Source organism: Xanthobacteraceae bacterium (assembly GCA_019454205.1).
Taxonomy (GTDB): Bacteria; Pseudomonadota; Alphaproteobacteria; order Rhizobiales; family Xanthobacteraceae.
Genome location: CP075369.1, coordinates 2,165,473 through 2,186,560 on the forward strand (window position 1 = coordinate 2,165,473; position 21,088 = coordinate 2,186,560).

At 64.3% G+C, this 21,088-nt stretch carries 17 protein-coding genes; 1 reads left to right on the top strand and 16 read right to left on the bottom strand.

Annotated elements, in window-relative coordinates:
- Positions 1-156 carry a DUF3309 domain-containing protein gene (locus KF794_10905; GenBank protein QYK44289.1) on the top strand — a complete coding sequence of 52 codons (156 nt, stop codon included), beginning with the start codon at positions 1-3 and terminating at the stop codon, positions 154-156.
- Here the strand turns inward: KF794_10905 and ligA are convergent, their stop codons facing one another.
- The 16 genes from ligA to KF794_10985 form a co-directional block, all read right to left on the bottom strand.
- Positions 157-2,259 carry an NAD-dependent DNA ligase LigA gene (gene ligA / locus KF794_10910; protein ID QYK44290.1) on the bottom strand — a complete coding sequence of 701 codons (2,103 nt, stop codon included), beginning with the start codon at positions 2,257-2,259 and terminating at the stop codon, positions 157-159.
- Positions 2,260-2,265: 6 nt separating this feature from the next.
- Positions 2,266-3,942: a DNA repair protein RecN gene (gene recN, locus KF794_10915; GenBank protein QYK44291.1), complete on the bottom strand. Its 1,677-nt coding sequence runs from the start codon at positions 3,940-3,942 to the stop codon at positions 2,266-2,268.
- A 105-nt stretch (positions 3,943-4,047) separates the two neighbouring features.
- Positions 4,048-4,920, bottom strand: a complete 873-nt coding sequence (locus tag KF794_10920) for an outer membrane protein assembly factor BamD (GenBank protein QYK44292.1) — start codon at positions 4,918-4,920, stop codon at positions 4,048-4,050.
- A 152-nt stretch (positions 4,921-5,072) separates the two neighbouring features.
- Positions 5,073-5,999: a UDP-3-O-acyl-N-acetylglucosamine deacetylase gene (locus KF794_10925; GenBank protein ID QYK44293.1), complete on the bottom strand. Its 927-nt coding sequence runs from the start codon at positions 5,997-5,999 to the stop codon at positions 5,073-5,075.
- A 301-nt stretch (positions 6,000-6,300) separates the two neighbouring features.
- Positions 6,301-7,917, bottom strand: a complete 1,617-nt coding sequence (gene ftsZ, locus KF794_10930) for a cell division protein FtsZ (GenBank protein ID QYK44294.1) — start codon at positions 7,915-7,917, stop codon at positions 6,301-6,303.
- A 69-nt stretch (positions 7,918-7,986) separates the two neighbouring features.
- On the bottom strand, positions 7,987-9,264 hold the full coding sequence (gene ftsA / locus KF794_10935) for a cell division protein FtsA (protein ID QYK46677.1): 1,278 nt from the start codon (positions 9,262-9,264) through the stop codon (positions 7,987-7,989).
- Positions 9,265-9,293: 29 nt separating this feature from the next.
- Positions 9,294-10,184 carry a cell division protein FtsQ/DivIB gene (locus tag KF794_10940; protein QYK44295.1) on the bottom strand — a complete coding sequence of 297 codons (891 nt, stop codon included), beginning with the start codon at positions 10,182-10,184 and terminating at the stop codon, positions 9,294-9,296.
- On the bottom strand, positions 10,181-11,101 hold the full coding sequence (locus KF794_10945; protein QYK44296.1) for a D-alanine--D-alanine ligase: 921 nt from the start codon (positions 11,099-11,101) through the stop codon (positions 10,181-10,183). Before KF794_10945 ends, KF794_10940 begins: the two co-directional genes overlap by 4 nt.
- The gene (gene murB / locus KF794_10950; protein QYK44297.1) at positions 11,098-12,027 is read right to left on the bottom strand and encodes a UDP-N-acetylmuramate dehydrogenase; all 930 of its coding nucleotides are present in this window, start codon (positions 12,025-12,027) and stop codon (positions 11,098-11,100) included. Before murB ends, KF794_10945 begins: the two co-directional genes overlap by 4 nt.
- Positions 12,027-13,430, bottom strand: a complete 1,404-nt coding sequence (locus KF794_10955) for a UDP-N-acetylmuramate--L-alanine ligase (GenBank protein ID QYK44298.1) — start codon at positions 13,428-13,430, stop codon at positions 12,027-12,029. Before KF794_10955 ends, murB begins: the two co-directional genes overlap by 1 nt.
- A 13-nt stretch (positions 13,431-13,443) precedes the next feature.
- Positions 13,444-14,556 carry an undecaprenyldiphospho-muramoylpentapeptide beta-N-acetylglucosaminyltransferase gene (murG, locus tag KF794_10960; protein QYK44299.1) on the bottom strand — a complete coding sequence of 371 codons (1,113 nt, stop codon included), beginning with the start codon at positions 14,554-14,556 and terminating at the stop codon, positions 13,444-13,446.
- Positions 14,553-15,701 carry a cell division protein FtsW gene (locus KF794_10965; GenBank protein QYK44300.1) on the bottom strand — a complete coding sequence of 383 codons (1,149 nt, stop codon included), beginning with the start codon at positions 15,699-15,701 and terminating at the stop codon, positions 14,553-14,555. The genes murG and KF794_10965 overlap by 4 nt, the downstream gene beginning before the upstream one ends.
- A gap of 15 nt (positions 15,702-15,716) precedes the next feature.
- Positions 15,717-17,108 carry a UDP-N-acetylmuramoyl-L-alanine--D-glutamate ligase gene (locus KF794_10970; GenBank protein QYK44301.1) on the bottom strand — a complete coding sequence of 464 codons (1,392 nt, stop codon included), beginning with the start codon at positions 17,106-17,108 and terminating at the stop codon, positions 15,717-15,719.
- Between the two features lie 4 nt (positions 17,109-17,112).
- Positions 17,113-18,195 (bottom strand): phospho-N-acetylmuramoyl-pentapeptide-transferase, encoded by a 1,083-nt coding sequence (gene mraY / locus KF794_10975; protein QYK44302.1) that lies wholly within the window; start codon positions 18,193-18,195, stop codon positions 17,113-17,115.
- 11 nt (positions 18,196-18,206) lie between these two features.
- A complete protein-coding gene (locus KF794_10980) occupies positions 18,207-19,640 on the bottom strand; it encodes a UDP-N-acetylmuramoylalanyl-D-glutamyl-2,6-diaminopimelate--D-alanyl-D-alanine ligase (GenBank protein ID QYK44303.1) in 1,434 nt (477 codons plus the stop codon).
- The gene (locus tag KF794_10985) at positions 19,637-21,076 is read right to left on the bottom strand and encodes a UDP-N-acetylmuramoyl-L-alanyl-D-glutamate--2,6-diaminopimelate ligase (protein ID QYK44304.1); all 1,440 of its coding nucleotides are present in this window, start codon (positions 21,074-21,076) and stop codon (positions 19,637-19,639) included. Before KF794_10985 ends, KF794_10980 begins: the two co-directional genes overlap by 4 nt.
- Positions 21,077-21,088 lie beyond the last annotated feature (12 nt).

The following is a 21,088-nucleotide window of genomic DNA, read 5'->3' on the forward strand; positions in this document are numbered from 1 at the left end:
ATGCTTTCGACCGTTCTCATCGTTCTGCTGATTTTGATTTTGATCGGCGCGCTGCCGCGCTGGGGCTACAGTTCCGGCTGGGGCTACGGGCCGGGCGGCCTCGTCGGGGTTGTGCTTGTCGTGGTGCTGGTGATGGCGCTGGCGGGAAGGATCTAGTTATTTCTTCCCGATCAGTTTGAACCAGTCGTCTTCGCTCAGTACCCGAACGCCATGCTTTTGCGCATCTTTCAGCTTGGAACCGGCGCCAGGGCCGGCGACGACATAGTCTGTTTTTTTCGAGACTGAACCCGCGACTTTCGCGCCCAGCCGTTCCGCCATCGCTTTCGCTTCGTCGCGCGTCATCTGCTCCAGCGAGCCGGTGAAGACGACCGCCTTGCCCGAAACCGGGCTGTTCTTTGCGACCGCCTCCATCGGCTCGATTTCGATTTGCTCTAGCAGCGCATCCAGCGCCTTGAGGTTTTTCTTCTCCTTGAAGAACTCGATCACAGCCTCGGCTACGATCTTGCCGATGCCGTTGATATTGTTCATTTCCGAAAGCGCATCCTCGTCGCCTTTGGCGGCGGCAAGCGCCGCCTCGCGCAAGGCTTCCATCGTGCCGTAATGGCGCGCGAGCCGGATCGCGTTGGTCTCGCCGATGTGGCGGATGCCGAGCGCGAACAGCACGCGGTTCAGCGCGATCTTGCGCCGCGCGTCGATGGCGTTGAAAAGATTGCGAACCGAAGTCTCGCCAAAGCCTTCGACCTCTTCCAGCTTGAGCTTCTTGTTGCGCGAAGCCAACGTGAAAATATCCGCCGGCTCTTTCACCCAGCCCTGATCGTGGAAGAACACGATCTGCTTTTCGCCCAGACCGTCAATGTCAAACGCATTGCGCGACACGAAATGAATTAACGTCTGCACTACCTGTGCGGCGCAGATCAGCCCGCCGGTGCAGCGGCGATCCACCTCGCCTTCCTCGCGCACCGCATGGCTTTTACAAACCGGGCAGACATCCGGAAATTTGTAAGGCTTCGCGCTTTTCGGACGCTTCTCCAGCACGACACCGAGCACCTGCGGGATCACGTCACCCGCACGCTGGATGGTGACCGTATCGCCGATGCGCACGCCGAGCCGTTCGATCTCATCCTCGTTGTGCAGCGTCGCGTTCTGCACCACGACGCCGCCAACTGTTACGGGTTCGAGCTTCGCGACCGGCGTCAGCTTGCCGGTACGGCCGACCTGAATGTCGATATCTTTCACGACCGTAGTCGCCTTCTCGGCGGCGAACTTGTGCGCAATCGCCCAGCGCGGACTGCGCGAAACGAAACCGAGCCGTTCCTGCCAGTCCAGCCGGTCCACCTTGTAGACCACGCCGTCGATATCGTAGGGCAGCGCCGCCCGCTCCTGCTCGATCTTGCGATATTGCTTGAGCAATTCGTCGACGCTCTTGCACTTCTTCATGAGCGTATTGGTCGGCAGGCCCCAGCGCTTCATCGCGGCGACGGACTCGAACTGCGTCTTCGCCGGAAGCTCGCTCGCCTCGCCCCAGGTATAAGCGAAAAATTTGAGAGGCCGCGTCGCCGTCATCTTCGCATCGATTTGACGCAGCGAACCGGCGGCCGTGTTGCGCGGATTGACGTAGAGCGGTTTGCCTTCCTTCTCCTGCCGCTTATTCAGCGCGAGGAAGTCTTCCTTGGTCATATAAACTTCGCCGCGCGCCTCGAACACACCGGGCACGTCCTTGCCTTTCAGCATATCCGGCACATCCTTGATGGTCCGGATATTGGCGGTCACGTCCTCGCCTTCCGCGCCGTCGCCGCGCGTCGCAGCCACCGTGAGCCTGCCTTTTTCGTAGCGAAGCGAACAAGAAAGCCCGTCGATCTTCGGTTCCGCGGTGATAACGAGTTCTTCCTTCTCACCGAGACGCAGAAATCGCCGGACGCGGTCCACGAATTCATTCACATCTTCTTCGGTGAAGGCGTTGCCAAGCGAAAGCATCGGCACCGCGTGGCGCACCTTTTTGAATTTCCCGGAAGGTGCGGCACCGACCTTGCGCGTCAGGCTGGTCAGCGTGTGCAGTTCGGGAAACGCCTTTTCGAGTTCTTCGTAACGAAGCCGCAGCGCATCGTATTCGGCATCGGAAACGCTCGGAGCGGCCTGCTGGTAGTAGCGCTTGTCGTGCGCGATGATTTCCTGCTCCAGCCGCGCATGCTCGGTCTTAGCTTCCTTGACGGAGAATTGACCGACCGGCTTCGCGCCGCCAGCTTTGGTTTTCTTCGCCATGACAGCTTACGCCGCCGCGCCGGCAATCAGGCGCTCGGCCGCTTTGCGCGCTTCGTCGGTGACATCGGCGCCGGACAACATGCGCGCGACTTCCTCGCGGCGCTTCTTGTCGTCGAGCGTCGCGATCTTCGTATTCACGCGCTTACCGCCCTGCACCGCTTCCTTCGCGACGAGGAAATGATTGACCGCGCGCGCGGCAACCTGCGGCGCATGGGTGACGGTCAGTACCTGCACCTTTTGCGCGAGCCGCGCGAGCCGCGCGCCGATGGCATCCGAAACCGCGCCGCCGACACCCGTGTCGATTTCGTCGAACACCAGCGTCGGCGCGGAGCCGCGGTCGGCCAGCACGACTTTCAGCGCCAGCAGGAACCGCGCGAGTTCGCCGCCGGACGCGACCTTCATCATCGGCCCCGGCCGCGCGCCGGGGTTGGTGCGCACCCAGAATTCCACGCGGTCGTAACCGTCCGGTCCAGGCGATGAGGGATTGCTCTCGATCTCGCTGATGAATTCCGCGCGCTCCAGCTTTAGCGGCGGCAGTTCGGCCTGCACCGCCTTGTCGAGCTTCTTCGCGGTCGCCGCGCGCGCTTCGGAGAGTTTCTTCGCGGTTTCGCGGAATTCGCGCTCTGCCTGTTGCGCGGCCGCTTCCAGCTTCTTCAGGTTTGCGTCGCCCTGATCGATGGCGGCAAGGTCGCCCTCGAAACGCGCCGCAACCGCGGGAAGATCGTCGACCGCGGAACCATATTTGCGACCCGCCGCACGCAGCGCGAACAGGCGCTCCTCGTTGCGCTCCAGTTCCTGCGGATCGTAGTCCGCGAGACGCATGGCGGCTTCCAGACCAAGCCTTGCTTCCTCGATGGAATTGAGCGCGGTCTCCAGTGCCTTCGCCGGTCCGCCGACAATGTCGGCAGCTTCCTGCTGGCGGCGCTCCAGACGGCGCAGCGCGCTCGCGATTTCCGGCACGGAAGAACCGCTGCCCGCGATTACGTCATGCGCGTCCTTCAAATCGCCCGCGACTTTCTCCGCGCGCATCAGCGAAGCGCGCCGCCCGGCCAGTGTAGTTTCCTCGCCCGGCTGCGGCGCGAGCTTGGTGAGTTCGTCCACCGCGTTGCGGATGTAATCGGCGTCGCGCTTGGCGCGCTCGTTACGCTCGCGCTCGGCGGCAACCAGCGCTTCCTGTTCGCGCCACGCCTGCCATAGCGCGCGGGTCTTCGCGGCGAGTTCGGCATTGCCGCCGAACGCATCCAGCACCGCCCGGTGCACGGCAGGGTCGACCAGCGCGCGCTCGTCATGCTGGCCGTGGATCTCCACGAGCTTCGTGCCGAGTTCGCGCAGGATCTGCACGCTTACTGGCCGGTCGTTGATGAAGGCGCGGGTGCGCCCGTCCGCGAGTTGCACGCGGCGCAGGATCACTTCGCCGTCGTCGTCGCCGAGATCGTTGGCGCGCAGCAGTTCGCGCGCGGGATGTTTCTTCGGAAGGTCGAAGGCCGCGACCACCTGCCCCTGCTCCGCGCCGTCGCGCACCAGCGCGGCGTCGCCGCGCGCGCCCAGCGCCAGCGTGAAGGCGTCCAGCACGATGGACTTGCCCGCGCCGGTTTCGCCGGTGAGCACCGACAGACCGTTCCGGAAATCCACATCCAGACGGTCGATCAGGACGATGTCGGAAATCGAGAGCCGCGACAGCATGACAATTTACGCGCCGGACCGGACACGCCGATTCGGCCTATCTGAAGGTTGGCAAGGATTGGAGAGTAGAGCAGCCGCAGGGTCAATTCGAGCGGCGCGGCGAACCTAGCCGCCGCGGACGCTGCGGATCGCCTGGCTGATCCACGAACCGCGGTCTTCCCGCGGAACATTGCCTCCGGCCGACACCAGCTTGTAGGCGTCCTGATACCAGGGGCTGCTGGGGAAGTTGTGGCCGAGCACTACGGCCGCGGTCTGCGCCTCGTTGACGATGCCGAGCGCCATATAGGCTTCGACCAGACGCGCCAGCGCTTCCTCGACGTGTCGGGTGGTCTGGTACTTCGTGACCACGACCTTGAAGCGGTTGATGGCGCCGGTGAAATTGCGCTGCTTCAGGTAGAAGCGGCCGGCGATCATTTCCTTGCCGGCGAGTTGGTCCCGCGCCACCTCGATCTTGCGGCGCGCGCTGATGGCATATTCGGTGTCCGGATATTTCCGGATCACTTCCTCCAGCGCTTCGAGCGCGTTTTCGGTGCGGCGCTGGTCGGTATCCACGTTCGGGATTTCGTCGAACAGCGCGGATGCGCCGAGATACTGCGCGTAGGCGGCGTCGGGCGTGCCCGGATGCAGCGCCAGATAGCGGCGCGCGGCGGTCAGCACCTCGTCGTGCATCTGCGCTTCGTAATAGGCGTAGGCCGTCATCAGCAGCGCCTTGCGGCCCCATTCCGAATAGGGGTGCTGGCGATCCACTTCCTCGAATTTCTTCGCGGCCTTCTTGAATTCCTTCTGGTTCAGAAGGGTCAGGCCTTCATTGTAGAGCTTGTCGGCTGGCTCATCGATCGGGGTGTCGTCGGTCTTCGTGCCCCAGAAGTTCAGGCTGTCGAGGCTGGGCATGCTGGCGCAACCGGCCGTCATCCCCGTTACGAGCACGACCGCCAGAATGCGGGCAAAGCCAAAGCTGTTTTCGAAGGTGAGACGCATCGACTGCCGTACCGGAACCTTGGCTCGAAATCTTACAGGACAGACCGTACGAACGGGTAAACCCGGCCGCGGAAGGGCATTGGAATAGCGAAAATCTCCCCTCCCGGCTACGGCGCTAAAGGCCGATTCCGCCGCCTTTATGGCCGGGAAAGTTAAGAGAGCTCAGCGCGGTACGCCGGAGCGACCTGGCCGATTTCGGCATGCCCACGGCGGCGGCGCGGAGCCTGCACCTCGACCACCGTCCAGGCCGAGCGGTCGGCCATGAGGGCGGAGACGACTGCGGCATTGAGCTTGTGACCGCCGCAGGTCGAGCGATAGCGGCCGAGGATCGGCAGGCCGGCCATGGCGAGATCGCCAACCGCATCGAGCGCCTTGTGGCGCACGAACTCGTCGGCGTAGCGCAGGCCTTCCGGGTTCAGGACGCGGTCGTCTGCGATGCAGATGGTGTTGTCGAGGGAAGCGCCGAGCGCGAGGCCCGCGCCCCAGAGCTTCGACACGTCGCGCATGAAACCGAAGGTGCGTGCGCGGGAAAGTTCGTCGCGGAAAACTTCCGGGGTGATCATGCCGGCGTAGCGCTGGCGGCCGATCAGGTGATGGGAGAAGTCGATTTCGATCTCGATGCGGAAACCAGCGTCGTAGGGCAGGATTTCGCCGCTGCTGCGGCCGTCTTCGACACGGATCGGCTTGAGAACCTTGAGGTAGCGGCGCGGCGCGGACTGGCTCTCGGTGCCGACTGCGTCGATCGCATCGACGAAGATCGCCGACGAGCCGTCGAAGGCCGGGATTTCGTCGCCTTCGACTTCAATGATCGCGTTGTCGATGCCCATGCCGGTGAGCGCGGCCATCAGGTGTTCGACCGTCGAAGCCTTGGCGCCGTTGCCGTCGCCGATGACAGTCGCGAAATCGGTGTTACGAACCGCAGCCGGACCCGCCTGCACGGCCTTGCCGTTCAGCGAGAACACGATGCCGGTGTTGGGTTCGGCGGGAAGAATGGAAATGCTGGCGGGAGTACCGGAATGAAGACCACGACCCACGAGGTCGATGCGGTCGGCGAGCGTGGTCTGATTGAATACTTGCATCCCGCCGTCAGGAAACCGGTGCCTTAATTACGCCCCGGCCTCTCCCCCACTTACTGTTTCACCACCGCAGCGCCACAAGTCCCCGTCGCGCTTGGATTTCAGGACGATAGTCGTGCCCTCTAGCTGGGCAAAGTCACGCTTTCTTTCGCTTTGTTACCAATTCCTGCCGGTCTTGAGCCTGTTTTTCGCCATGTTTTCAACGGTGTGGCAACCCTTACCCTTCGCCCCGCCGCCCCGTCTGTAACAAAAGCGCCCCGGAAGTAATTCCGGGGCGCTCCAGTTTGGCTTTCGGTCCGAATCCTCACGCCTGACGGCGCAGGAAGGCCGGGATTTCCAGTTCGTCGGCCTCGTGGCGGGCTTCCTGGCGGGCCGCCGGACGCGGCGACGGCTCAAGGGCCGCCCGGCCCGCCGGACGCCGGTTGATCATTTCGGCCATCGGCTCGGCATGGGCCGGGGCATCGGCCTCGGAGTCCTCGCGCTTGTTGAAGGTCGAGGCCAGCCGTTCGAGGAGCGACATCCGCTTCTTTTCAAGGGAGTTGTCGTCCGCCATTTCGGCATCGCGCGCCCGAAGCTGGTTCTGCGCGGGCAGCGGCAGTTCGTCGATCCGCGGCATGCGGGCGGCACGATAGGCCGGGCGCTCCGCCTGTTCGGGGATGTACGGCTCGTCGGCTTCCGGCTCCTCGTTCTGCGCGGCGCGGCTGCGGTCGAGTTCATCGAACAGCGGCTGGAAGAACGGAGTGCGGGCGGGAAGCGGACGGATCTGCACGTCGTCGATTTCCGCCTCCACCGGCGGAAGCTCGTCGGCGTAGTGCTCGTGGTGGCGATCCTCGACCGGCTCCGGCTGCATGGTGAGCGGCAACTGGAGCGGCGTGTCGTTGCGGAAGTCGGTCGCGCGCAGCGACGGCGACGGCGCGGGACGGACCTGGTTCGAGAAGGCCGGCGCACGCACGGCCGCCGCTCCCGCGACCGTGTCGATGCCGGTGGCGACCACCGACACGCGGACAATGCCTTCCAGGCTTTCGTCGAAGGTCGCGCCGAGGATGATGTTCGCGTCCTGATCGACTTCGTCGCGGATGCGGCGCGCGGCCTCGTCCACTTCGAACAGCGTGAGATCGCGGCCGCCGGTGATCGAGATCAGCAGGCCCTTCGCGCCGCGCATCGTGGTTTCGTCGAGCAGTGGATTGGCGATCGCAGCTTCCGCCGCGCGCATCGCGCGCTGTTCGCCGGAGGCTTCGCCAGTGCCCATCATCGCCTTGCCCATCTCGCGCATAACGGTGCGCACGTCGGCGAAGTCGAGGTTGATAAGGCCTTCCTTGACCATCAGGTCGGTGATGCAGGCGACGCCCGAATAGAGCACCTGGTCCGCCATCGCGAAGGCGTCGGCGAAGGTGGTTTCCTTGCTCGCGACCCGGAACAGGTTCTGGTTCGGGATGACGATGAGCGTGTCCACATACTTCGCAAGTTCTTCGATACCTTGTTCGGCCGAGCGCATGCGGCGCGCGCCTTCGAATTCGAACGGCTTGGTAACGACGCCGACCGTCAGGATGCCGAGTTCTTTCGCAACGCGCGCGATCACCGGCGCAGCGCCCGTACCGGTGCCGCCGCCCATGCCGGCGGTGACGAACACCATGTGCACGCCCTGCAGCATATCCTGCACTTCGGCGACCGCTTCTTCAGCGGCGCTCTTGCCGACTTCCGGATGCGAACCCGCACCCAGACCGGGGCCCATCTGCACCACGCGCTTTGCCTTCGAGGAGACCAGCGCCTGCGCGTCGGTGTTGGCGACGACGAATTCGCAACCCTGCAATCCGGCGGAGATCATGTTGTTGACGGCGTTACCGCCAGCACCGCCGACGCCGAACACGGTGATGTGCGGCTTCAATTCCTTGATATCCGGCATCTGCAAGTTGATCGTCATTTCGTCACCTCTGGGCGCGGCGTCCCGCGCCGTCCTACTCGTATTTGCCGGATTCCGCCGGCGCGTTCCTTAAAAGCTGCTCGCGATCCAGCGCTGCATACGCTGGAAGTAGTTTCCGTCTTGCACCGCCATGCGGCGGCGCGGCTCGAAATGTTCGCGGCCCGCGTATTGCGGATAGACCGCAAGTCCGGTGGCCACGGCGAAATCCGGTCCCGACGCGGCTGCGTTCAGGCCTGCGATTGCGCGCGGCGCGGCAATGCGCACCGATGCACCGAAGATGCGCGAAGCAAGCTCGCTCAAGCCGCCGAGCCGCGAGCCGCCGCCGGTCAGCACCAGCTTGCGGCCGGTGAGATCGAGGATGTTGGCGCTCGCCATGCGCTCGCGGAGCATTTCCAGAATTTCGTCGATGCGCGCACGCGCGATGCGGATGACATGCGCGCGGCTGACCGCATTGCGCTCGCGCGCGACGTTGCCAGCCGACGGCACCATGATGAGATCGGTGTGATCGGCGCTGCCCTCGATGACATCGCCGTGCAATGTCTTCACGCGCTCCGCATCACCACCGCTGGTGCCGAGACCGCGTGCGAGGTCGATGGTGACGTTGTTCCCGCCGACCGCGATGCCATCCATGTGCACGCAATCGCCGCCAAGGAACGCCGCGACCGTGGTCGTCCCCGCGCCGAAATCGAGAACCGTGGTGCCGAATTCCATCTCATCGTCGGTGAGGACGGAAAGCCCCGCTGCATAGGGTGCCGCGACCAGTCCTTCGACGGTCAAGTGGCAGCGCTCGACGCACAGAATGAGATTGCGCAGGGCGACCTGATCGGCGGTCGCGACATGCAGATCGACGCGCAGCGTTTCGCCGACCATGCCGCGCGGATCGCGAATTCCGGTCATGTCGTCGATGCCATAGCCCACGGGGAGCGAATGCAGCACCGCACGCCCCTCGCGTACCGAATGCAGGCTAGCCGCTTCCAGCACGCGCGCGATGTCCGCGCTTTCCACGTTCATGCCCGGCACGCGCACCGAAGCGGCGAAAGATTCGCTGCTGAGGCGTCCGCCGGAAACGGCAACGATGACGGAAGCAATCTCGACCTTGGCGGAGCGCTCCGCGAGATCGACGGCGCGGCGGATCGAGGCTTCCGCGCGTTCGATGTCCACCACCGCACCGGCCTTGATGCCGTGCGCGCGGGTATGACCGAAGCCGATCACTTCCACCGAATGGCTGCGGCCGTGCGGCATTTCCAGGCCGCGTTCCGGCTTGAGGCGCGCGATGATGCAGGCGATCTTGCTGGAGCCGATGTCGAGCGCAGCGACAACCGACGAGCGCCTTCCGATCGGCTTCATGCGCGGCGTGATTCCGTTACGAAACGCGCTCATGACGCACCTTTCGGCTTCGCGGGTTTGCGCTGCGCGTCATAGGCGCCAGCGGCGGCATCCGACATGCGCACCACGACCTGACCGGGGATGCGCAGATCGATCACCGAGATGTCGCGAGAGAGAATTTTCTGGTCGCGCGCCAGCGCGGTCAATGCCATCAGCGCGGCATCGACATCGCCTTCGGGCAGGCGCACATCGACGCCGTTGACGAGGCGGAGATTCCAGCGCCGCTGCGCAACCAGCACCGCGCCGTAAACCTGCTTCTTGATTTCCGGGAAGCGCTCCAGCACGGCGAGGAATTCCGCCGCCGCCTGCGCTGCGCCCTCGCCCACGACCAGCGGAAGCTTTTCGGGGCGGTCCTTCACTTCCTCCAGCACCGTACCGTCGCGCGCCACGATTGCGAGCTTGCCGTCGCGCTGCCACAGCGCGAATGCCTCGCGCTCGGTGACTTCGATCTCGATACGGCTGGGATAGAACTTGCGGATCACCGCATCGGCGATCCACGGATTTTTCTTGAGTTGCTCGCGCGCGTAAGCCGCATTGAAGAATGCGACCGACGTGGTCGGCGTTACGCCCGCCTGCGCGAGAATGTCGTCGCGGCGCAGACGGTTATGTCCGCGCACTTCCGACTCGACAACACGGAAGCCGCCGACGTTCGCGAGCGTGTCGCCCACTTCGCCGAGGAACGCGCGCACCACCGGCATGTGGCCGCCGTGCACGGCACCGATGAAACCTGCGCCGCCAAGTACGAACGCAAGCATTGCGGTTTCGAGATAACGCGGCGCGCGGCTTTGCGAAGCGCGGACGAGGAAGCGGCGGAAGAAAAGCGTGAAGCGCGAAGGAGACGCAGCGACAAGCACGCCGTCGGGGGAAGCCCGGCGGCTCATCGATTCAGAGAAGCGTCCTCCACGATCCATTTCACCAACCCGCCAAACGACAGGCCGCGATAGGCGGCCAGTTCGGGCACCAAGGACGTCTCGGTCATTCCGGGTTGGGTGTTGACTTCCAGGCAGTAGAGTTCGCCTGAACCGTCAGGGCGGTTATCAAAACGGAAATCCGCCCGGCTAATTCCCCGGCAGCCGAGAGCGCGATGCGCCGCGAGGGCCAGATTCCGGGCATTCTGGTAAATATTCGGTTTAATTCTCGCAGGAAGAATGTGGCGGGAACCGCCGGGGGCGTACTTGGCCTCGTAGTCGTAGAACCTCGTGGCTGCCTCGATCTCGATGACGTCGAGGGCCTCGTCCCCCATCACGGCACAGGTGAGTTCCATGCCGGGGATATAGCGCTCTGCCAGCAGCCTTTCCCCGTGTTTCCAGTCTGACCGGGTGAGTTCCTGCGGGGGGTGGGCGTGTTCCGCCGTCACGATGAAGACCCCGACCGAGGAGCCTTCCGCGACGGGCTTCAGCACGTAGGGCCGCTCCAGAACGTGACCCTTCGCCGCTTCCTCGCGGGTGACGACCCTGCCCTCGGCGACCGGGATTCCGGCCGCTTGCATCGCGATCCGCGCCTGCCCTTTGTCCATTGCCAGCGCCGAAGAGAGCACGCCGGAATGCGTGTACGGGATGCCGAGCACCTCCAGCATGCCCTGGATGGTGCCGTCCTCGCCGGGGACGCCGTGCAGCACGTTGAAGGCGACGTCGGGTTTCAGCTTCGTCAGCGTCCCGGCGACGTTGCGATCCACGTCGACGCGGGTGACGCGATAGCCCTCGCCTTCCAGCGCGGCGGCGCAAGCTGCGCCGGAGCGCAGCGACACTTCCCGCTCCGCGGACCAGCCGCCCATGAGTACCGCGACGTGTTTCGTCATGCCGGAACCTTATCGGGTGTCACGCCGATTCGCTTGATTTCCCACTCAAGCTGCACGCCGGAATTTTCCTTCACGCGGCGGCGGACTTCTTCGCCAAGACCTTCGACGTCCGCGGCAGTCGCATTGCCGCGGTTGATGAGGAAGTTGCAATGCAGTTCAGAGACCTGCGCATCGCCGACCACAAGTCCGCGACAACCGGCGGCGTCGATCAATTGCCACGCTTTATGACCTTGAGGGTTTTTGAACGTGGAACCGCCAGTGCGACTCTTGATCGGCTGCGTCGCCTCGCGCCGCTCGGTGATGTTCTCCATTTCCGCTGCGATGGCTGCCGCATCGCCGGGCGTGCCGCGATAGACCGCGCGCGTGAAAATGAAATCGTCGGGCGGCGAAGAATGGCGATAGGAAAATCCCATGTCGGCATTGGAAAGCACATGGAGCTTGCCTGCGCGGTCGATGGCGCGGGCTTCAACCAGCGCATCCTTGGTTTCACCGCCATACGCGCCCGCGTTCATGCGCAGCGCGCCGCCGATCGCGCCCGGTACGCCGCGATAGAACGCAAGACCGGCGAGCGAAGCGTCGGCCGCGGCGCGCGCGACCTTCACATCGGGAACCGCCGTGCCGGTGACGACAAGCTCGCCATCGACCTTCACTTCATTGAAGCCGCGCGCGAGACGCACCACGATCCCCGGCACGCCGCCGTCGCGCACGATCAGGTTCGAACCAAGGCCGATCACCGTGACCGGATGGTTAGGAACGCAGCCAAGAAAATACGCGAGGTCTTCCTCGTCCGCGGGCGTGAACAAAACCTGCGCCGGCCCGCCGACGCGAAACCATGTAATTTCCGCAAGCGACTGGTTCGCGAGCAGGCGTCCGCGCAGCTTCGGCGCACTCGCGGCAAGTTCGGGGAGAAGGTCGGGAAACGCCATTATTTCTTCGCCGCCAGTTCGCCCGGCAACGCATAGGCCCACTGCGTGATGTTGCCCGCGCCAAGCAGTACGACATAGTCGCCCTTCTTCGCGAGCGCGGCGATCTTGCCCGCAAGTTGTTCTGGACTATCGAGCGCATCCACGTCGCGGTGGCCGCGCGCACGGAGCCCCGCAGCCAGCGCATCACGATCCACGCCGGGAATCGGCGCTTCGCCCGCCGGATAGACCGGCGCGACGATCACATGATCGGCGTCGTTGAAACACGTGCAGAACTGATCGAACAATGCCTGCAACCGCGTGTAGCGGTGCGGCTGCACGACCGCGATCACCTTGCCTTGCGTAGATGCGCGAGCGGCTTTCAGCACCGCAGCGATCTCGACCGGGTGATGCCCGTAATCGTCGAAGATCACCGCGCCGTTCCACTCGCCGGTTTTGGTGAAGCGCCGCTTCACGCCGCCGAAGCCGGCAAGCGCCGTACGGATTTTATCGTCGCCGATGCCAAGCTCATGCGCGACCGCGATTGCAGCCGTCGCATTCAATGCGTTGTGGTGTCCCGGCATCGGGAGTTTCAGGTTCTTGATGTGATGCTCGCGCTTGCCTTCGCGCGCCTGAAACAGCACGCCGAATTGCGCAATGCCGCCGTCGAGCTTCACATCGACGAGGCGCGCATCCGCCTGCGGGTTCTCGCCGTAGGTGATGACGCGCCGGTCCGCGATGGTGCCGACCATGTCCTGCACCACGGGATGATCGATGCACATCACGGCGAAGCCGTAGAACGGCACGTTCTCCACGAACGAACGGAACGCCTTCTTCACTTCGTCGAAGGTGCCGAAGTGATCGAGATGTTCCGGATCGACATTGGTGACGATGGCGATATTCGCGGGCAGCTTCAGGAACGTGCCGTCGGATTCGTCGGCTTCCACCACCATCCAGTCGCCCGCGCCGATCCGCGCATTGGTTCCGTAGGCGTTGATGATGCCGCCGTTGATGACGGTCGGATCGAACCCGCCGCCGTCGAGCAGCGCCGCGACCATCGAAGTCGTCGTGGTCTTGCCGTGCGTGCCCGCAATGGCGATGCAGGATTTCAGCCGCATCAATTCGGCGAGCATTTCCGCGCGCCGCACCACCGGCACGCGCTTCGCGCGCGCAGCCATCAGTTCCGGATTGTCGCGCTTTATCGCGGAAGAAACCACGATCACTTCCGCGCCTTCGACGTTTTCCGCCTTGTGGCCGACCACGACGCCGATGCCGCGCTCGCGCAGCCGTTTCACGTTGGCGCTTTCGGCTACATCCGAGCCGCGCACGGGATAGCCGAGATTCGCCAGCACCTCGGCGATGCCGCTCATGCCGATACCGCCGATTCCGACGAAATGAATCGTGCCGAGTTTGATGGGAAGTTTCATGCGCCCGCGCCAGTTATCGTGGCGCTACTCCTGCCACCTTCGACACCAGATCGGCAAGCCGTTCGGCAGCATCAAGGCGGCCCGCCTTTTTCGCGTTACCGGCAATCGTAGCCAGCCGCGCCGGATCGCCGAACAATGCGGTCAGTTCGGTGGCGAGCCGCTCGGAGGTGAAGTCGGGTTGCCGGATCACGATGGCGCCGCCCGCCGCCGCCAGCGCGGAAGCATTGGCGAGTTGATCCTGGTCGAGTGCACCGGGCAGCGGCACGAGGATCGACGGACGCCCGATGGCGGCAAGCTCGGAGACGGTGCTCGCCCCGGAGCGGCCGATCACGAGATGTGCGTCCGCGATACGCTTCGGCAAATCGGAGAAGAACGGCGCAAGCTCGGCAGCGACATTCATGCGCCGGTAAGCCGCGCGGGTTTCTTCGAGGTCTTCCTGCCGGCATTGCTGCACGAGAGAAATGCGCGCGCGGATCGGGTCCGGCAAATTGCCGATGGCGGCGGGCACGATCTCGCTCATCACCCGCGCCCCTTGGCTGCCGCCGAACACGACGAGTTTGAGCGGGGCATCGCCAGCGAGCACCGGGAAATCCTGCTTTGCCGCTTCCGCGACCGCTGGACGCAGCGGATTGCCGGTGAAGGTCGCCTTGTGTTCGAGCGCGCCGGTTGCGGCAGCGGGATAGCCGGTCGCAATCGCGGTCGAGAACTTCGCGAGCAGACGATTGGCTCGTCCCATCACCGCATTCGCGTCGTGGATGACGGTGGGAATGAAAAGGATTCGCGCCGCGATCATCGGCGGCAAGGTCGGATAGCCGCCGAACCCCGCGACCGCCTTCGGTTTCAACTTCAGGAGCAGAAAGATCGAACGCAGCGTGCCGATGCCAAGACGGAAAAACGTCAACGCAAGACGCAACGGATTTCCACCGCGCAATGTATCTGCGGGAACGATATGAAGGTCGCCTGCCGGAAATTTGTTCGCATAAGCTGCGGCGCGATCATCGGTAACGAGATCGACGCGATAGCCGCGCTGTTTCAGCACGCCAGCGAGCGCTTCCGCAGGGAACAGATGCCCGCCGGTACCGCCCGCCGCCAGCAGGATGAGCGGCGCTTTCGCGCCTTCGTTCATGCGCGCGCGCCTTCCGCGGGCATTTCCTCGTCATAGGCGCGCAAACGCGGATGCTTGCGCGTCAGCGACAGCAACATGCCCATGCCGAAGGCGAGCGAGATTAGCGACGAACCACCATAGGAGACGAACGGCAGCGTCATGCCCTTCGACGGGATGAGATGCAGGTTCACCGCCATCGCGATCGAGGATTGCAGTGCGAACAGGATCGCGATGCCGACGATGGCGAGCCGCACGAACGGGTCTTCCTCGCGCGCGGCATGCATCAGCGAACGGATCACCACGAAAGCGAACAGCGCAACGAGGATGAGGCACAGCACGATGCCGAATTCCTCCGCGCCGACCGCGAAGATGAAGTCGGCGTGACCGTCGGGGAGAATACGCTTCACCGTGCCTTCGCCCGGCCCGCGTCCCAGCCAACCGCCGCGCAGGAACGATTCAATCGCGGTATCGATCTGGAAGGTGTCGCCGGAAGCAGGATCGAGGAAGCGATCCACGCGCTTCCTGACGTGATGAATGGTCGAATAGGCCGCGAGAAATCCGAACAGCGCCGTGCCGATCAGCCCGCCGACCCACACCCAGCGCAGGCCCGATACGAAAAACAGCGCGCACCACGCGAGCGCGATCAAAACCGTCTGGCCGATGTCGGGCTGGCGCACGAGCAAAATCATCACCGCGATCAGCGAACCGAACGCCAGCGCGGTGGACGGCATTTCCGGATTGCGCTTGCTTTCCGAGAAAGCCCATGCGGAAAGCACGATGAACGATGGCTTCAGAAGTTCGGACGGCTGCAAGCTCACGCCGAAGATGCTGAGCCAGCGCCGCGCGCCCTTCACTTCCGCGCCGATGAACAGCGTCAGCAACACCAGCACGAAGCTGACCACGAACACGATCAGCGCCACGCGCCGGATCTGCCGCGGTGTCAGCAGCGAGGCGCCGATCATCACCGCGAATGCGGGGATCAGGTAGAACGCCTGCCGGTTCACGAAATAGAACGGATCGACGCCGAGGCGCGTCGCCAGCGGCGGGCTGGCCGCAAGCAACAGCACGATGCCGAGGAATACGATTGCCGCCAGCGCGCCGAGGAGCGTGCGGTCCACCGTCCACCACCACTCGCCGAACAGCGTGCGTTTCGCGCGCGAAACCATTGAAAACCCGTCGCTTCAAGCCCCGGATTTGACCATAGAAGCAACCAGTGAACGGAACGTATCTCCCCGGACCTCGAAGTTCGGGAACTGGTCGTAGGAGGCACAGGCCGGCGACAGCAGCACCACCGGATGCGCGGAATTCGAGGCTTCCGCGTCCTTGGCGGCTTCCGCAAGCGCCCGCTCCAGTGTGCCGGAGATGACGTGCGGAACCGCGCCGATCTGCCGCGCGAATGGCTCCGCCGCCTCGCCGATCAGATAGGCCTTTTTTATACGCGGGAAATATCCGGCGAGATCGGCGATGCCGCCCTCCTTCGCCTTGCCGCCCGCGATCCAGAAAATATCGGTGAAGCTCGCAAGTGCGCGAGCCGCGGCATCGGCATTGGTGGCTTTCGAGTCGTTGATGAACAGCACATTGCCCTTGCGGCCGACTTCTTCCATCCGGTGCGCAAGGCCGGGGAAGGATTTGAGCGCGTTCGCAATCGTTTCCGGGGGAATGCCGAGCGCGCGCGTGGCGGCGAAGGCGCAGGCTGCATTCTGTGCGTTATGCGTGCCGCGCAAACTGCCGATGCCTGCAAGCGGCGCGGAGTAGAGCACGGCGCCGCCGCCCGCCAGCACGATCCGTTCGCCTTCGAGATAGATGCCATCCGAAAGCGGCCGCCGCACGGAAATGCGAACCACGCTGCCACCTGCCCGCTCCGCACGATCCGCCACCGCCGCGGATAGATTATCGTCCACGCCGACGACCGCGGTACCGTTTGCCTGCACGCTTGCGATCAGCCGCTCCTTGATGCGCGCGTAGTTCTCCATCGTACCGTGGCGGTCGATGTGATCGGGCGAAAGATTCAGCAGCACGCCGACCGAAGGGTCGATCGACGGCGTGAGGTCGATCTGGAACGAAGAACACTCGATGACATGGATGCGCGACGGCGCGGGAGGTTCAAGCGCAAGAATAGGCGTGCCGAGATTGCCGCCGAGCGCAACCTCGCGTCCCGCGCTTTGCAGGATGTGCGCGATCAGCGCGGTGGTGGTGGATTTGCCGTTGGTGCCTGTGATCGCAACGAAAGACGCATGCGGCGCTATCGCGCGACGCTCGCGGCAAAACAACTCGATGTCGCCGATCACCTCGACGGCGTTGTTGCGGGCGAGGCCGACCGTCCAGTGCGGCACCGGATGCGTCAGCGGCACGCCCGGCGCAAGGATCAGCGCGCTAATCCCGCTCCAGTCTGCTTCGCGCAAATCCTGCGTAGGAATGTTGCGCGCCTGCGCTTTCGCGACGCTCGAAGGCGTATCGTCCCACGCGATCACGTTCGCGCTGCCGGCACGCAGGGCTTCGCAGGTGGCGAGACCACTCGCACCAAGACCGAACACCGCAACCGTGCGGTCCCGGAATGTCGTGACGGGAGTCATCCGCTCAGCGCAGCTTGAGGGTGGAAAGACCGATCAGCGCCAGCACCACTGCAACGATCCAGAAGCGGATCACGACCTGCGCCTCGGTCCAGCCGAGCTGCTCGAAGTGATGATGGATCGGCGCCATCTTGAACACGCGCTTGCCGGTGAGCTTGAACGAGATCACCTGCACGATGACCGAGATTGCTTCGAGCACGAACAGTCCGCCGATCACCGCGAGCACGATCTCGTGCTTGGTGGCGACCGCAATCGTCGCGAGTAGCGCGCCGAGCGAGAGCGAGCCGGTGTCGCCCATGAAAATCTGCGCGGGCGGCGCGTTGAACCACAGGAAGCCGAGACCCGCGCCGATCACCGCGCCGCAGATCACCGCGAGTTCACCCGCGCGCGGCACGTGCTGGATTTGCAGGTAGCCCGCGAACACGGCGTTGCCGACAAGATAAGCGATCAGCGCGAAGCTCGCGGCCGCGATCATCACCGGCACGATGGCGAGGCCGTCGAGGCCGTCGGTAAGGTTCACCGCATTGCCGCCGCCGACAATGACGAACGCGCCGAACAACAGGATGCCCCAGCCGAGCGGAACGAAAAAATCCTTCAGAAACGGCACCGCCACCGAATAGGCGAGGTTCGGCTGCGAGATGCGCGTAATCGCATAGACCGCGATCATCGCAATCACGACTTCGAGCACGATGCGCGCGCGCCCCGAAAGGCCGCCATGCGTCTGGCGCTTCACCTTCAGGTAGTCGTCGTAGAAACCGATTGTGCCGAACGAGACCGTCACGCCAAGCACGACCCAGACATAAAGGTTCGAGAGGTTGGCCCACAGCAGCGTCGAGACGATGAGGCCGGAGAGGATCATCAGCCCGCCCATGGTGGGCGTGCCCTTCTTCGAAAGGTGCGATTGCGGTCCGTCGCTGCGGATCGGCTGGCCCTTGCCCTGCTTGATGCGAAGCTGCGCGATGATGCCGGGCCCGAACAGGAACACGAACAACAGCGCGGTCACCACCGCGCCGCCGGTGCGGAAGGTGATGTAGCGGAAGACGTTAAAGCCGGGGATCGTGTCGGAAAACTGCGCGAGCCAGTAAAACAACTTGTCTCTCCCTAGGCCGATACTTTTGCCGGCATGCCGAATTTCTGCGCAATGCTGGCCGCAAGCGGCCCCATGCGGCTGCCGTTCGATCCCTTGACCATAATCGCATCCCCGCCGCGCAGGGCAGAAATCACATCCGGTTCAAGTTCGGCGGCGCTCTCCGCATAGCCGCCGCGCTGTCCGGGGGAAAGGGCATCCCACAGCGAACGCATCAAAGGCCCGGAACAGAACACAAGATCGATTCCGCCATTGGCCAGAGGTGCGGCAAGCCCGGCATGGAGCGCCGGCCCTTCCTCTCCGAGTTCCAACATATCGCCGAGCACCGCGATCCTGCGCCCGCCGTTACCCAGCGGCGCGCGGGAAAGCACCTCGATTGCCGCGCGCATGGAAGCGGGATTGGCGTTGTAGCTCTCGTCGATCAGCAAGCCGGAGCCGCCCGGAAGCTGCAGCGGCACGCGGCGGCCGCGGCCCTGCGGCGGCGTGTAATCGCCGAGCGCGAGCGCGGCCTTCGCGAGATCAGCGCCCATGAGTTTCACGGCCGCCAGCACGGCGAGCGCATTCATCACCAGATGCTTGCCGGGCGCGCCGAGCTTGAACATCACCTCGTCGCCGAGAACGAGTGCGTGCGCGGCGCTCGCATCTTCCTTCAGCGCGACATCGAGCAGCCGCACGTCGGCGCTTTCGTGTTCGCCGAAAGAAAGAACATGGCCCGCCTTCGCGCGCTTCGCTGATTCCGCGAGCCGCGCGTATTGCGGATTGTCGCGATAAAGCAACACCGCGCCGCCCGGCTCCAGTCCCAGAAAGATTTCCGCCTTCGCATCGGCAATCGCCTCAATGCCGGAGAAATGCTCCAGATGCACCGGCTCGACGGTCGTGACGATCGCGACATGCGGACGAACCATCTTCACCAGCGGTTCGATCTCGCCCGCGTGGTTCATCCCGATTTCGAAGACGCCGAACTTCACCGCTTCCGGCAAACGCGAAAGCGACAGCGGCACGCCCCAGTGATTGTTGAACGAGGCGGCAGATGCGTGCACTTCGCCGCTCGCGCCAAGCGCGATGCGTAGCGCTTCCTTGGTGCTGGTCTTGCCCACAGAGCCGGTGACGGCGACAATCTTCGCCCCCGAACGCGCGCGCGCGGCAACGCCCGCATTGCGCAGCGCTTCCAGCGTATTGTTCACGACAATCAATCGTGCATTTGAAGGTTGCTTCGCCGCGAACGCTTCTTCGACCACCGCAACGGAAGCACCGCGCTCCAGCGCGGCGTTCGCATATTCATGGCCGTCGAGGCGGTCGCCCCTGATGGCGAAGAACGCCTCGCCGGGAGCGATGCTCCGCGTGTCGATGGAAATGCCGGTAACCGCCTCTGCGCCGCTCATGCCACGCAAAGTGCCGCGCGCGGCATCCGTCAGCTTGCCGGTCGTCCAAAGCGGTTGCGCGCTCATTGCCCCTCAAGCGCGGCCTTGACCGCAGCGTGATCCGTAAACGGTATGGTCCGGTCGCGCAGGATTTGGCCGCTTTCGTGACCTTTCCCGGCGACGAGCAACACGTCACCATCTTTCAGCGCGCACACCGCCGTCTTGATCGCTTCCATGCGGTCGCCGATCTCGATGGCGTCCGGCGCGGCGGCGAGAATCGCGCTGCGGATCAACGCCGGGTCTTCGCTGCGCGGATTGTCGTCGGTGACATAGACGATGTCCGCATGTTTCGCGGCAGCCGCCCCCATCAGCGGGCGCTTGCCCGGATCGCGGTCCCCGCCCGCACCCAGCACCACCGCGAGCTTACCCTTCACATAGGGCCGCAACGCGCGCAGCGCGATCTCGACCGCATCCGGCGTATGCGCGTAATCGACGAAGATCGGCGCGTTGTTCTTCTTGCCCGCCAGTTCGAGGCGGCCGGAAGCGCCTTTGAGGTTCTCCAGCGCCGCCAAAACCGCGCCCGGCTCCGAGCCGGTTGCGATGGCAAGGCCGGCCGCGACCAGCGCGTTGGAAACCTGAAACGCACCGACCAGCGGAAGCGTGACGCTATACGGTTTCTTGTTCGCAGAAATTTCGAGCCGCTGCTCGAAGCCATTATTCGTGGCCGAAACCAGTTTGAGATTCTCGCCCGCGCGTCCCACGGTGAAAATCCGCAAGCCCCGCGCCTTCGCGGCTTCAACAAACTTCGCCGCTTCGTCCTCGTCGGCATCGACAATGGCCGCCGTGCCTGCAGGTAACAGCGTATCGAACAGCCGCAGCTTCGCCGCGCGGTAATCGTCGAACGTCCGGTGATAATCGAGATGATCACGCGTCAGGTTCGTGAACGCCCCCGCCGAAAGCCGCACACCGTCGAGCCGCTTCTGGTCGAGACCGTGCGACGACGCCTCCATCGCCATGTGGGTCACGCCTTCGCCCGCGAGGCGGTCGAGCAGTTTGTGGAGGCCGACCGGATCGGGCGTGGTCAGGCTGCCGGATGTTTCACCCTTCGGCGTAACGAGGCCGACCGTGCCGACGCTTGCAGCCTGTTCGCCAAGCGCGGTCCAGATCTGGCGCACGAAGGAAGCAACGGACGTTTTCCCGTTCGTACCGGTAACCGCGACAATCGTTGCCGGCTGGCGCGGAAAAAACTTCGCGGCAGCAAGCGCAAGCGCGCGGCGCACGTCCACAACTTTCATATAACGATCAGCGGGAATATGCGCGGGGCGCTCCGCCTCTCCGACGATGATGCCCGCACCTTTTGCCAGCGCGTCGGCGGCGAACTGCATGCCGTCCGCCTTCGCTCCCGGCACGGCAAAGAACGCGAACCCACGCTCCACCGCGCGGCTATCTGCAGTAATGCCGCTCACGCGAATATCGGGCGCTTCCGCGCCGGTCAGGTCTCGCAGGGAATGCGTGGCAGCCATCCGATTCTCCGG

Coding starts and splice junctions, on each gene's coding strand:
- KF794_10985 (QYK44304.1), bottom strand. CDS start 21,076: ATGGCTGCCACGCATTCCCTGCGAGACCTGACCGGCGCGGAAGCGCCC.
- KF794_10920 (QYK44292.1), bottom strand. CDS start 4,920: ATGCGTCTCACCTTCGAAAACAGCTTTGGCTTTGCCCGCATTCTGGCG.
- KF794_10905 (QYK44289.1), top strand. CDS start 1: ATGCTTTCGACCGTTCTCATCGTTCTGCTGATTTTGATTTTGATCGGC.
- murG (QYK44299.1), bottom strand. CDS start 14,556: ATGAACGAAGGCGCGAAAGCGCCGCTCATCCTGCTGGCGGCGGGCGGT.
- ftsZ (QYK44294.1), bottom strand. CDS start 7,917: ATGACGATCAACTTGCAGATGCCGGATATCAAGGAATTGAAGCCGCAC.
- KF794_10980 (QYK44303.1), bottom strand. CDS start 19,640: ATGAGCGCGCAACCGCTTTGGACGACCGGCAAGCTGACGGATGCCGCG.
- ftsA (QYK46677.1), bottom strand. CDS start 9,264: ATGAAGCCGATCGGAAGGCGCTCGTCGGTTGTCGCTGCGCTCGACATC.
- KF794_10925 (QYK44293.1), bottom strand. CDS start 5,999: ATGCAAGTATTCAATCAGACCACGCTCGCCGACCGCATCGACCTCGTG.
- KF794_10970 (QYK44301.1), bottom strand. CDS start 17,108: ATGACTCCCGTCACGACATTCCGGGACCGCACGGTTGCGGTGTTCGGT.
- recN (QYK44291.1), bottom strand. CDS start 3,942: ATGCTGTCGCGGCTCTCGATTTCCGACATCGTCCTGATCGACCGTCTG.
- murB (QYK44297.1), bottom strand. CDS start 12,027: ATGGCGTTTCCCGACCTTCTCCCCGAACTTGCCGCGAGTGCGCCGAAG.
- KF794_10945 (QYK44296.1), bottom strand. CDS start 11,101: ATGACGAAACACGTCGCGGTACTCATGGGCGGCTGGTCCGCGGAGCGG.
- KF794_10955 (QYK44298.1), bottom strand. CDS start 13,430: ATGAAACTTCCCATCAAACTCGGCACGATTCATTTCGTCGGAATCGGC.
- KF794_10940 (QYK44295.1), bottom strand. CDS start 10,184: ATGAGCCGCCGGGCTTCCCCCGACGGCGTGCTTGTCGCTGCGTCTCCT.
- KF794_10965 (QYK44300.1), bottom strand. CDS start 15,701: ATGGTTTCGCGCGCGAAACGCACGCTGTTCGGCGAGTGGTGGTGGACG.
- ligA (QYK44290.1), bottom strand. CDS start 2,259: ATGGCGAAGAAAACCAAAGCTGGCGGCGCGAAGCCGGTCGGTCAATTC.